Here is a 13360-nt window from a genome sequence, read left to right as displayed (position 1 = left end):
TAGCAGCCCCACACACGATCATGATCTCTGGTGTCCTCCTGACCTTCGTCCTATACCTCCTCTTCCTCTTCTTCATCACCTGGCTCACCCGCAGACGCTCGAGCAATGCCGAGTTCTTCCTCGCGGGGCGCACCAGCCCCTGGTGGGTCGTGGCCATCGGGATGCTTGGGGACTCCATCTCGGGCGTGACCTTCGTCTCCGTCCCAGGGATGGTCGGGAGCGCGGACATGAGCTACATGCAGCTCGTCCTCGGCTTCTTCCTCGGCTACCTCATCGTCAGCTACGTGCTGCTCCCGCTATACTATAGGCTGAGGCTCGTCTCCATCTACAGCTACCTAGAGCAGCGCTTCGGCCGCTGGAGCTACAGGACGGGGGCACTCTTCTTCCTTATCTCCAAGCTCTTCGGCGCTGCGGCCAAGCTCTATCTGATCACACTGATCCTGCAGTCTCTGGTCTTCGCTCCTATGGGCGTACCCTATAGTCTGACTGTCGTCGGCGTCGTCGGGATCATCTGGCTCTACACGCAGCGCGGAGGTATGGGCACCATCATCTGGACGGATGTCCTCCAGACGATCTGCCTCGTCCTAGCCCTCGTCTTCACCATCTACGAGGTCTCGACGCAGATGCAGCTCGACCTCGGCGGCATCGTGGAGCTGGTACGGCAGTCTCCCCACAGCCGCATCTTCGTCCTCGACGATGTCGCCAGTCCGCTCTATCTATGGAAGCAGCTGATCAGTGGTGCCTTCATCGTCGTGGTGATGACGGGGCTGGATCAGAACATGATGCAGAAGAACCTCAGCTGCCGCAGCCTCCCCGAGGCGCAGCGCAATATGCTCAGCTATGGCTTCGGCTTCATCCCGCTGAACTACCTCTTCCTCGTCCTGGGTATCCTCCTCCTGGGCTATGCCTCAGCCCGCGGGATCACGCTCCCCGAGCGGGGCGATGAGATCCTTCCCTTCCTCGCCTCGGGCTACCTAGGCAGCGGCGTGATGATCTGCTTCACCCTCGGGATCACGGCGGCGTCCTTCTCCAATGCCGACTCCGCCCTCACCTCGCTGACCACCTCGGTCTGTACCGACTTCCTCGGCATGGACCTCAAGGATGAGGAGCAGACGGCGCGCCGTCGCTGGTGGATACACCTAGTGATGTGTGTGGCCTTCGCCTTGATGGTACTCTTCATCGGGGGGATACAGCAGGGCTCGCTACTGACGACCATATTCACCGCCGTGTCCTACACCTACGGGCCGCTGCTGGGGCTCTATGCCTTCGGCCTCCTGACACACTACGCCGTGCGGGATCGCTATACCCCCTACGTGTGCCTCCTCTCCCCCTTCGTCAGCTACGCCCTGGCCTATAGCTGCGAGCTGCTGTGGGGCTACAAGGTAGGCTACGAGATCCTCCTCTTCAATGGACTCTTTACCTTCGTCGGGCTGTGGCTGCTCCGTCAGCCTCGTGCGGCGAAGGTCTACGTATAATCCTCTAATTATTCACCTATGACCAAGCAAAGCAATTTGCAGCAGGCTCCCACGCTCCGCTTCCGACGGATGACGCACAAGGGCTACGGAGCCTTCAACACGATGCACCGTGTCGTCACCATCGGCACGCTCAGCTCGCTGGCTCTAGCGTGCGCCTACAGCAGCACCGCTAGCGCACAGAATGTCTCGGGGCGCGACCCACGCACCTCGCCCGATAGAGAGCGTGAGTACGAGATCGAGGCCGTCACCGTCACTGCCTCCAAGCTCGCCACGCCCCTTGGTGAGGCGACCAAGCTCGTCACTGTCCTCTCGGCTAAGGAGATCGCTGCGGCGCCGGTGCGCAGTATCCAGGATCTCCTCGTCTACGTCGCTGGGGTCGATGTCTCCCAGCGCGGCGCCCATGGCGTACAGTCCGACATCTCCATACGTGGCGGCCATCAGGACCAGACCCTCGTCCTGCTGAACGGCGTGAACCTCACGAGCGCGCAGACCGGCCACCTGAGCTTCGACCTCCCCGTGAACCTCTCCGACATCGAGCGCATCGAGGTGCTACGTGGCCCCGCAGCACTCATCTACGGCTCGGGAGCCTTCTCTGGGGCAATCAATATCATCACACGACACGATCAGCGCGACGGCTTCTCCGCTACGATCTCGGCCGGTCAGCACCGCCTCTTCGGCGTCGAGGCACGAGGCACGACCAAGTGGGGACGCAGCATCAATAGCCTCTCCGCCAGCAGCCGCTCCAGTGCAGGCTACATCGACAACACCGACTACCTCATCAACCGCGCCCTCTGGCAGACCCAGTACCAGCTCAGCCCAGCAGACAAGATGACTCTACAGGTAGGGATGCTGGACAAGCAGTTCGGCGCCAATAGCTTCTACTCCGTGCGCTACCCCATGCAGTACGAGTACTCGCGTCGCTACTTCTCCTCCCTACGTGGCGAGCTAGGCAGCGGACGCCTACGCATCATCCCCACCCTCGCCTGGGACAGGGGCTACGACCAGTTTGACCTGACGAAGGGCTCCCCTCAGTACCGCAATTACCACCGAAGCAACAACTACAGCGCCAGCCTTGCGCTCAACTACAGCAGCGCCCTAGGGCTGACGACGCTCGCGGGTGAGCTGCGTCACGAGGAGATCGTCAGCAGCAACCTAGGCCGCCTACGCGCCCGCGCCGAGGAGCACTATACCAAGTACGATGGCCGTACCAATAGCAGCCTAGCCCTCGAGCACAGCCTGCGCCTAGAGCAGTGGACGCTCTCTGCGGGAGCACTCCTACAGGCTACAAGTCTCGAGGGCGTCAAGACGCGCCTGCTGCCCTCTGCGAGCATCAGCTACCGCCCCACGGGGGCACTGAGCCTCTCGGCCAGCTGGAGCCGCAGCATGCGCCTGCCCTCCTTCACCGACCTCTGGTACTCCTCGCCCATACAGCAGGCAGGCACGGGCCTGCGCGAGGAGCAGTCTGAGGGCATCGAGCTCTCGGCCCGCTATACGACCAGCCTACTGCAGGGCTACGTCTCAGGCTTCTACTCCCGCGGCACTAACCTCCTAGACTGGACGAAGACTGCAGCTAGCGACGCCAAGTGGGTGTCGCGCAACATAGGGAAGACCGACAGCCGTGGCCTCGAGCTGGGCCTTAGCCTCCGCTACGGGGAGTACCTACCCTTCCTGGGGCTCGGTAGCCGCCTGCAGCTCGACTACCTCTACATGACGCAGGAGCACGACGCAGGGCAGATCATCTCGATGTACGCCCTCAACTACCTCAAGCATAAGTTCACCGCACGCCTCGGGTATCAGATCGGCCCCCGCCTAGAGGGCAGCTGGGCACTGCGCGTACAGAAGCGCATCTCCCAGAGCGAAGCCTATGCGACGCTGGATGCTAAGCTGGACTATCGCTACAGCTCCCGCGTGAAGCTCGGTCTCGAGGTGAGCAACCTCACCGCGACCAAGTACAGCGACTTCGCAGGCGTCGAGCAGCCAGGGCGCTGGGTCACCGCTCAGCTCAGCTACAGCCTCTAGCGGACTTCGCTTAGACGGCTAAGTAGCCTCCTAAGGACAAGCCTCCTCGATCCCGCACGCTCGGGATCAAGGAGGCTTCCTGCATATATAGAGATAGGCACAGGGATTAAGGAAAGATGCGACGAACTTCGTCCCCCAGCGCTCCCAGACCAAGGTCTCGGCTCTCCGAGAGATATCAGTCAGCCTCCTGATGGGTATCCCTGAGCGCGCTGAGGGATAGCAGTCAGCCCCGCGAGGGATATCAGTCAGCGCAGCCCGACAAGGCTCCTAGAGAGGGACGTGAGGAGCTAGGATGAGGCCGCTCCCTGCAGGAGCATGCGTCCGCCCCACGAGGCTACTGCTGGCAGGCAAGGGATAGGGCGAATTATCGTATCTTTGGACTAGTCAAAGGGTAGCCCTCGGAGGAGCATCCATCCTCAGCAGCCCGAGAGACGACACGATACACGAGGCTGAACTTAAACATAATCATACAGCTCATGAACGACAAGCAGCTAATGACGCGAGCAGCGGACAACATCCGCATCCTCTCCGCCGCTATGGTGGAGCGCGCTAAGAGTGGTCACCCTGGTGGAGCTATGGGTGGAGCAGACTTCATCAATACGCTCTACTCCGAGTTCCTCATCTTCGACCCCGACAGACCTACCTGGTCAGGGCGTGACCGCTTCTTCCTCGACCCCGGGCACATGTCCCCTATGCTCTACGCACAGCTGGCACTGGTCGGCAAGTTCGATATGGAGGAGCTCAAGCAGCTCCGCCAGTGGGGCAGCCCCACGCCTGGGCATCCTGAGGTAGATGTAGAGCGCGGCATCGAGAATACCTCGGGGCCCCTCGGTCAGGGGCATACCTTCGCTGTCGGTGCAGCCATCGCCGCGAAGTTCCTCGCCGAGCGTCTCGGCTGGGTCATGAGCCAGACGATCTATGCCTACATCTCCGACGGGGGAATCCAGGAGGAGATCTCGCAGGGCGCTGGCCGCATCGCGGGACACCTCGGGCTGGACAACCTCATCATGTACTACGATGCCAATAACATCCAGCTCTCGACCAAGGTAGACGAAGTCGATAGCGAGGATGTAGCAGCCAAGTACCGCGCCTGGGGCTGGAAGGTCCTCTCTATCGACGGCTGCGACAGCGACGCAATCCGCGCAGCCCTCACCGAGGCCAAGGCTACCGTCGGGCAGCCTACCCTCATCATCGGCCGCACCATCATGGGCCGCGGTGCTGTGGCTGCCGACGGCTCGAGCTTCGAGGACAAGGTGAGCACGCACGGCCAGCCACTCTCGGCCGCAGGGGCTGACTTCGCCGCTACGGTACGCCATCTTGGCGGGGATCCCGAGGATCCCTTCCGTGTCTTCCCGGACGTCCAGGCCCTCTACGACGCACGCCTTTCCGAGCTCCGTCAGCTAGCAGCTGCACGCCGTGAGGAAGAGGCACGCTGGGCTGCGGAGGCTCCCGACCGCGCGGCCAAGCTGGAGCGCTGGTTCGGTGGAGCAGCCCCCAGCATCGACTGGAGCCAGGTAGAGCAGAAGCCCAATCAGGCGACGCGTGCTGCCTCCGCTACGGTACTCAGCGTCCTAGCCACGCAGGTAGAGAATATGATCGTAGCCTCGGCCGACCTGTCGAACTCGGACAAGACCGATGGCTTCCTCAAGAAGACGCGCGCCCTCTCCCATGGGGACTTTGGCGGGGCCTTCCTCCAGCCTGGCGTCGCTGAGCTGACGATGGCCTGCCTCTGTATCGGTATGGCGCTGCACGGTGGGGTCATCCCTGCCTGCGGTACCTTCTTCGTCTTCTCGGACTACATGAAGCCCGCCGTCCGCATGGCTGCTCTGATGGAGCTACCCGTCAAGTTCATCTGGACGCACGACGCCTTCCGCGTCGGCGAGGATGGCCCGACGCACGAGCCCGTAGAGCAGGAGGCACAGATCCGTCTGATGGAGAAGCTGCAGAACCACAGCGGCCGAGACAGCGTGCTCGTCCTACGTCCCTGCGACGTCGAGGAGACGACCGTAGCCTGGCGCATGGCTATGGAGAACACGCATACGCCTACCGCACTGATCCTCTCGCGACAGAACATCAACGACCTCCCCGCCCCCGAGGGACAGACGCGCCGCGCAGCTGCCGAGGCTGCTACACGCGGTGGCTATGTCGTCCTAGCCGATGAGCAGCCCGAGGTCGTCCTCATCGCCAACGGCAGCGAAGTCTCCACGCTCGTAGAGGCAGCACCCCTGCTGCGCGCCGAGGGCATCCGCCTACAGATCTCAGCCGTACCTAGCGAAGGACTCTTCCGCCAGCAGCCCAAGGACTATCAGGACGAGGTACTGCCCCAGGGCGTCAAGCGCTTCGGACTCACCGCAGGGCTCCCCGTCAACCTCCTCGGACTCGTAGGGGACAACGGCAGCATCTGGGGGCTGAACTCCTTCGGCTTCTCTGCACCCTACAAGGTACTGGACGAGAAGCTCGGCTTCACCGCCCAGAACGTCTGCACGCAGGTCAAACAGCTCCTAGGCCGATAGCCTCGCGAGCACGAACTAACTACTATGCCTTACTCCAACAAGATTGGTATCTGCTCCGACCACGCAGGCTACGAGGTCAAGGAGCATATCAAGGCTCAGCTGGTCGCCCGAGGTCTTCAGGTCGAGGACTTCGGGTGTCCCTCGGCTGAGCGCTGTGACTACCCCGACTACGCCCACCCCATGGGGCAGGCGCTGCAGTCGGGTGCCCTAGAGCGCGGCATCTCGGTCTGCGGATCGGGCAACGGCATCTCTATGGTGATGAATAAGTATCCTCGGGTGCGCGCTGCCCTCTGCTGGACCAAGGAGCTCGCCGAGCTCGCACGCCAGCACAACGATGCCAACGTGCTCTCCATCCCCGCCCGCTTCGTCAGCCTCGAGACAGCTGAGACGATGGTCTCTGCCTTCCTCGACACGGACTTCGAGGGCGGCCGTCACACCGCGCGTGTAGCCAAGATCCCCATTCAGGACTAGCCCATCTCCCCCCCTAGGTCTATGCGCTCTAGCCTCCTTGCCCTGCTCGCCACGGGACTATGCTCTATAGGGAGCTCTGCCCAGACGCTGCTCCCGAGTGCACAGCAGGACAGCCTCCTCGGGTCGGCGCGCTTCGTCGCGCGCTCCGTGCAGCTGGTAGCGAGCCCCGAGCTTAGTCGGCGCTTCGCCCCGCTCGTGGGCGAGCAGCTCGGGCTTACCCTAGATCGGCGAGCTAGGCAGCGGCTAGAGCTACGTCTCGACAGCAGCCTCCACTTCCCTCAGGGGGATGAGGAGGGTTATCGCCTACACATCACGCAGCAGGCGATCACGCTGGAGGCTCAGCAGCCCACAGGCCTTTATCGGGGGCTTCAGACGCTGGTGCAGCTCCGCGAGGGGCGAGGCTGGCGCAGCAGGCAGATCACGGACTGGCCTGCCTTCCGCTGGCGTGGCTTCATGATAGACACGGGGCGCAGCTACATTCCTCTAGCGAAGCTCAAGGAGTTGGTCGTCCGCCTAGCGCCCTTCAAGGTCAATGTCTTCCACTGGCACCTGACGGAGAACGAGGCCTGGCGCATCGAGTCGAAGCGCTTCCCTCAGCTCAATGCCGCGAGCAGCATGACACGCGATGCGGGGAAGTACTACACGCTCGCCGAGGCACGGGAGCTCGCCGACTACTGTCGTCAGCACCATGTCTTGATGATCCCAGAGCTCGATATGCCTGGCCATAGTGCAGCCTTCGAGCGAGCGCTCGGCTACGGCATGCAGACGCCCGAGGGTAAGGCGACGCTCAAGGAGCTCATCAAGGAGCTCACCGAGGCGCTAGACGTGCCCTACATCCATATAGGGACAGACGAGGTGCAGTTCACGGATCCGCACTTCGGCCCCGAGATGACGAGCTACATCCATAGCCTCGGGCGCAAGGCGATCTCGTGGAACCCAGGCTGGCACTACAAGCCTGGGGAGGTCGACCTGCTCCAGCTGTGGAGCTCCCGTGGCAAGGTGCATGAGGGGATCGCAGCGGTAGACAGCCGCTACCATTACCTCAATCACTTCGACTACTTCGCCGACATCGCTCAGCTCTACAGCAGCACGATCTACGGCAAGCCCGTAGGGGACTCCACCCTCTGGGGGGCTATCCTAGGCATCTGGACAGATAGGGCACCGAGGGACACGAAGCAGGTTATACAGGAGAATAGCCTCTATCCCGCGATGCTGGCACTGGCGGAGCGTGCTTGGCGCGGCGGGGGGCAGGGCTACTTCACCGATAGGCACAGTCTTTGCTATGATCCTAAGGGAGCTGCCTTCCAGCACTTCCGCGAGTTCGAGCAGCGACTGCTCCGCTACAAGGGGCACTTCCCTCCCGAGGAGTTCCCCTACGTCCAGCAGACGCAGGCACGCTGGCTGCTAAGCGCCCCCTTCCCTAATGGGGGAGACCTCGGCCGCCGCTTCCCACCCGAGGAGGGTCTAGGGCAGGCGACACCACCCACAGAGCTCCCTAGCTACAGCTACGAGGGGAAGCAGTACCCCAGCCAGCAGGTAGCGGGCTCAGGTATCTACCTACGTCACGTCTGGGGCGACATCTGCCCCGGGGCACTACTTGACCCGCAGCCGCAACACACCGTCTACGCCACGGCCTGGGTCTACAGTGAGCGGGCGCAGCGCGTCGGGCTCTTCTTCGAGACGCAGAACTATAGCCGCTCCGAGCAGGATCTAGCACCGCCCCAGGGTGCCTGGGACTGGCGAGGCAGCCGCATCTGGGTCGGGGGACGTGAGCTCCTCCCCCCTCGCTGGACCAACCAGCACCAGCAGAAGGACAAGGAGCTAGCCCTGAAGAACGAGAATGCCAGTGCCCGCCCCCTCATCCCCCTACAGCTCCCCAAGGGCTGGACGCAAATCTGCATCAAGCTCCCCATCGACCATTTCACCTCCCGTGAGGTACGCCTGGTCAAGTGGATGTTCACCGCCTCACTACTCACCCCCGACGGACGCCGCGCTGCGCCCGTCCGCTATCTAGCCTTCTAGTACAAGCTATACCTCAATGATACCCAAAGCAAGCCTCCTCGTACTCGCCTCTGCCACCAGCCTAACGGCCCAGATCAAGCGTCCTCTGCCCAATGTCGTCTTCATCCTTGCCGATGACCTCGGCTACGGTGATGTGGGCTTCAATGGACAGCGCCACGTCCGCACCCCAAATATCGACGACCTAGCACACCGAGGGTTACAGATGACGGACTTCTATGCGGGTTGTTCGGTCAGTGCGCCCTCCCGTGCCTCGCTGATGACAGGTATGCACACGGGGCACACCCAGGTGCGCGGCAACCACGAGATACAGCCCGAGGGGCAGGCGCCTATGGCCGACCGTATGACCCTGGGGCGCCTCTTCCAGCGCGCGGGCTACCGCACGGGGATCTTCGGCAAGTGGGGGCTAGGCTATCCCGGCTCAGGCGCTGAGGCTACGGATAGAGGCTTCGACGAGTTCTTCGGCTACAACTGCCAGCGCCTAGCACACTCCTACTACCCCGACCACCTGTGGCGTGGCAAGGAGCGCGTAGACTTTGCTGCCAACAAGGATGGAGGCAAGGGCGTCTACTCAGCAGACACCATCCACCGCGAGGCGCTACGCTTCATCGAGCAGTCGGCAGGCAGTGGCAAGCCCTTCTTCGCCCTCCTCACTTACACGCTCCCACATGCCGAGCTCAACCTCCCCCACGACGCCGTCTACGAGTACTACGAGGGGAAGCTGACGCCTCGCGAGTATAAGCAGCGCGCCTCCTGGGACTACGAGTCCTCCCCCAACGCCCACGCCTCCTTTGCCGCCATGGTAGAGCGTCTAGACAGATACACGGGTGAGGTCACGGCGCTGATCCGTCGCCTCGGCATCGAGGACAACACCATCATCATCTTCACCAGCGACAACGGTCCCCACCGTGAGGGCGGTGCCAACCCTGAGTACTTCGACAGCAACGGCATCTTCCGCGGCATCAAGCGCGATGTCTACGAGGGAGGGATACGCGTCCCCATGGCTATTGCGTGGAAGGGGCAGATCGCTGCAGGGCGACGCAGTGACGCGCCCTTTGCCTTCTGGGACTTCCTCCCGACCTTCGCCGAGCTGATCGGGCAGCGTGGAGCTGCACAAGGCAGTGACGGCCAGAGCTTCGCTAGCTTCCTCAAGGGCCGGCCCTTGACCAAGCGTAGCCTAGAGCGTCCCCTCTACTGGGAGTTCCACGAGGATGGGGGCAAGATGGCCCTACGTCAAGGCCCCTGGAAGCTCGTTGCCCTCCAGGTCGATGGCGGACAGCCCAAGCTGGAGCTCTACAACCTCAAGGAGGATCCCAGCGAGACGAAGGACCTCAGCCAGGAGCAGCCCGAGCGCGTCGAGCGGCTCTACAAGCAGATGCACTCCATGCGTACGCCCTCCAAGGCCTTCCCCTTCAAGTACGAGCACACCGCCGAGGCCCATCCTAGATAGCTCCCCGTACTCCTATGAAGCAGTACCTCTCAAGACCCTTCACACTCGATCGCACGGTGAGGATGCTCCTCCTCTTCGTGCTCCTTGTATTACTCATCTGGACCCTGAGCGCCATCTGGAGCGTCATCCTGCCCTTCCTCGTAGCGGGGATCTTTGCCTATGTGATGATGCCCATAGTACGCTTCTTCCAGTATCGGCTACGGCTGCGCTATCGCGGGCTAGCCGTGCTACTGACCTTCGTGCTGCTGGGCGGACTGATCTGGCTAGGCCTCATCTATATCGTCCCCTCGGTGCGCGAGGAGGTAGAGAAGACCCTCAGCTCCATCTCGTCCTACAACGGTGGACAGGACATCCTCAAGCGGATACTCCCGCCCGAGATGCGACGCTACTTGGAAGGGAGCTTCAACTTCGGCCGCCTCTCGCGCGGCGTCTCCTTCCAGCAGATCATTGAGAATACGAAGATCATCATCGACCAAGCTGGGAGCATCATCTCAGGGACGCTCTCAGTCTTCTCCTGGGGCTTCGTCTTCCTCGTGGGCCTCATGTACTTCATCTTCATCCTACTGGACTTCGAGGGCCTTGCCCGTGGGCTTGTCAGTCTCTTCCCCCAGAGCGTCCGCCCCACAGCCTACAGCATCTTCAAGGATCTAGACTACTACATGAATAGCTACTTCCGTGGCCAAGCGCTCGTAGCGCTAAGCGTCGGGGTGCTGCTCTCCATAGGCTTCAACATCATTGGGCTCCCGCTGGCCATAGCGATGGGCATATTCATCGGGCTCCTCAACTTCATCCCCTACATGCAGGCGCTAGGTGTCATCCCGCTCGGACTGACCTGCCTGCTGATGGCGGCACAGACGGGGGAGAACGCCTTCATCTGCCTGCTGCTGGGCTTCGGCGTACTGCTGCTGGTGCAGATCCTACAGGATATGTTCATCGTCCCGCGTATCATGGGGCATTCGATGGGCATGCGCCCCTCGCTGATCCTACTGGTGCTCACTGTGTGGGGCTCACTCTTCGGCTTCTTCGGCATGCTGATCGCCCTGCCCGCGACGATGTTCGGCTACAATCTCTATATGCGCTACGTGCTGCAGGACGAAGCCTACATCGCTGAGGCGGATGCCCTGCGGGGGCGCAAGAGCAAGCGAGCGAAGCAGCCCAAGCAGGCTAAGAGTGAAGACTAGGCCATGCGACTGCTCCAGCATCCCAGTATCTTCCTCGCCCGAGGTCTTGCCCGCAGCTCGCGCGGTGGGGAGTCGGGCTTCGCCCGTACGCTGAGCTTGACGACACTCAGCATTACCCTCTCGCTGGCGGTGATGCTGCTAGCCGTGAGCATCATCCTCGGCTTCCGCGGACAGGTGCGCTCCTTTGCCTTCAGCCAGACGGGGCACATCAGTCTCTCGGGCTACGGCGCTAGCTGGCGCGACAGCAACAGCCCGCTCTACATCTCCGATCCCTTCCTCCAGTACCTGCGCCATAGCCCTGGCGTGCGCTCGGTCATGCCCTTGATCCAGGAGGCCGGGCTTATCAAGACCGAGGAGAGCTTCGACGGTATCTCGCTCTATGGGGTCGATAGCAGCTTCCACAGCTCTTACTTCGACGAGCAGCTCCGCCAAGGACGCCTGCCGAAGCCCCAGGGCTCGGAGCAGCCCGAGATCGCCCTCCCCTCACATCTAGCCAGTAGCCTCGGCTACAAGCTCGGCGACAAGGTACGTATCTACTTCATGGGGGAGAAGATGCGTGTGCGGGCCTTCCAGCTCGTCGGCATCTACGAGTCGGCGGGGCTCGAGCTCTCGCCTGCCCTCTGCCCCCTAGTGACGCTACAGCGTCTGCGCAAGTGGGATGAGCATAGCTATAGCCGTCTGCTGATCATGCTAGAGCAGCCAGACGAAGCTCCCAAAGTCCTCGATCGTCTCGTGCGTGAACTAGAGCAGCGCCCCGAGCTCATCGGTGGCGAGCGCTACGGGCTCAACCTCGGGCAAGAGCTCCAGCCCGAGCTCTTCAGCTGGCTTGCCGTCCTCGACACCAATGTCTATGCCCTGCTGGCGCTGATGCTACTCGTCGGCGGCTTCTCCATGATCACGGGGCTTGTCATCCTTGTACTTGATAAGAGCCGTCAGATCGGTATCCTCAAGGCGCTCGGCAGCAAAGATAGCACGCTGCGCCTCAGCCTTCTGCTCCTCTCGGGGCGTATCATCGTCAAGGGGCTCTTTTGGGGCAATCTCCTCGCCCTTAGCCTCTGTCTTCTGCAGCAGCACTACCGCATCATCCGTCTCAACCCAGCCAACTACTTCACCGATGCCGTACCCATACAGCTAGACCTACTGCTGTGGCTGGGCATCAACCTCGGCACGCTCGTACTGATCCTTGCGATGATCCTTATCCCGACACGGCTGGTAGGTCGCATACGTCCCGCCGAGAGCATGCGGATAGACTAGGAGAAGCCCTCCCGAGGGATATCAGTCAGCCCGCTGAGAGACGTCAGTCACGAAGCTCAGGGGTAGCAGTCACGAGGCTGAGGGATATCCCTCACGGAGCTCCGCTTAGGCTATCCCCTCACGTCATTGCCTCCCCCCTCTACGGATACGGTCTCGACGAGACCACGCAAGCAGTATGCGGGTTGGCCTTTGGTAGGCTAAGGAACTGGCTCTACCCTCCCTTGCAGCTCTACTTAATGCAGATAGTTAAGGTCGCCTACTAGGCTTTCGTATGGACGACAAGCTATATCAGACGAACATTAAGACCAAGGAGAGAGCAAGACATGAATAAAGCGCGAGGTCAGCAGCCTGAGTGGCTGCTGACCTCGCGCTTTACTATTCAGCTAAGCGAAGGAGGCTACTTGCCGTGCGTGATGAGCTGCATGAACTCCTCGCGCGTCTTGGCCTCGCGGAAGGCCCCCGTAAAGTCGCTGGTCGTGGTGTAAGAGTTCTGCTTCTCCACCCCACGCATCTGCATGCACATGTGCTGCGCCTCGATGACGACGATGACCCCAAGGGGATTGAGCGCCGACTGGATGCAGTCCTTGATCTGCATCGTGAGGCGCTCCTGCACCTGCAGGCGGCGAGCGAAGACGTCCACGACACGTGGCAGCTTGCTCAGCCCCGTGATGTAGCCATTCGGAATATAGCCGATATGCACCTTACCAAAGAAGGGGAGCATGTGGTGCTCACAGAGGGAATAGAAGTCAATGTCCTTGACGATGACCATCTGGCGATAGTCCTCCTTGAACATCGCCGAGCGAAGGATCTCTTCAGGGGACTGCGCCATACCCTGCGTCAGGAAGCGCATCGCCTTGCTCACCCGTTCGGGGGTCTTGACGAGACCTTCTCGCTCGGGATCCTCGCCCAGCAACTGGAGGATCTGCGTGTAGTGATGACGCAGCGCCTCATCACGCTCTTGATCGCTCATGGTGGGGA

9 protein-coding genes are annotated in these 13360 nt (G+C 61.7%); 8 read left to right on the top strand and 1 reads right to left on the bottom strand.

From position 1 onward, the window contains the following. Positions 1-20 precede the first annotated feature (20 nt). From J4862_RS03275 to J4862_RS03240, 8 genes are all read left to right on the top strand, one after another. On the top strand, positions 21-1475 hold the full coding sequence (locus J4862_RS03275) for a sodium:solute symporter (protein ID WP_211789305.1): 1455 nt from the start codon (positions 21-23) through the stop codon (positions 1473-1475). Between the two features lie 18 nt (positions 1476-1493). Further along, positions 1494-3494, top strand: a complete 2001-nt coding sequence (locus tag J4862_RS03270) for a TonB-dependent receptor (protein ID WP_211789304.1) — start codon at positions 1494-1496, stop codon at positions 3492-3494. 476 nt (positions 3495-3970) lie between these two features. Next, positions 3971-6007: a transketolase gene (locus J4862_RS03265; protein WP_211789303.1), complete on the top strand. Its 2037-nt coding sequence runs from the start codon at positions 3971-3973 to the stop codon at positions 6005-6007. Positions 6008-6031: 24 nt separating this feature from the next. Then, complete coding sequence (gene rpiB / locus J4862_RS03260) at positions 6032-6478, top strand: ribose 5-phosphate isomerase B (RefSeq protein ID WP_211789302.1); 447 nt, start codon at positions 6032-6034, stop codon at positions 6476-6478. Positions 6479-6499: 21 nt separating this feature from the next. Beyond that, on the top strand, positions 6500-8500 hold the full coding sequence (locus tag J4862_RS03255; protein ID WP_211789301.1) for a family 20 glycosylhydrolase: 2001 nt from the start codon (positions 6500-6502) through the stop codon (positions 8498-8500). 16 nt (positions 8501-8516) lie between these two features. Continuing rightward, the gene (locus J4862_RS03250) at positions 8517-9947 is read left to right on the top strand and encodes an arylsulfatase (protein ID WP_211789300.1); all 1431 of its coding nucleotides are present in this window, start codon (positions 8517-8519) and stop codon (positions 9945-9947) included. Positions 9948-9961: 14 nt separating this feature from the next. Continuing rightward, positions 9962-11128 (top strand): AI-2E family transporter, encoded by a 1167-nt coding sequence (locus J4862_RS03245; protein WP_249107447.1) that lies wholly within the window; start codon positions 9962-9964, stop codon positions 11126-11128. A gap of 3 nt (positions 11129-11131) precedes the next feature. Further along, positions 11132-12382, top strand: coding sequence for an ABC transporter permease (locus J4862_RS03240; protein WP_211789299.1), 1251 nt, complete (start codon positions 11132-11134; stop codon positions 12380-12382). 397 nt (positions 12383-12779) lie between these two features. Here J4862_RS03240 and folE read toward each other — a convergent pair whose 3' ends face one another. Then, a complete protein-coding gene (folE, locus tag J4862_RS03235) occupies positions 12780-13352 on the bottom strand; it encodes a GTP cyclohydrolase I FolE (protein ID WP_211789538.1) in 573 nt (190 codons plus the stop codon). Positions 13353-13360 lie beyond the last annotated feature (8 nt).

Origin of the sequence: Porphyromonas sp. oral taxon 275 (genome assembly GCF_018127745.1) — a bacterium.
In the GTDB taxonomy this organism is placed as follows: Bacteria; Bacteroidota; Bacteroidia; order Bacteroidales; family Porphyromonadaceae; genus Porphyromonas.
Note: the sequence above shows the minus strand (reverse complement) of the source record. Positions and strands in the feature narration are given on the sequence as shown.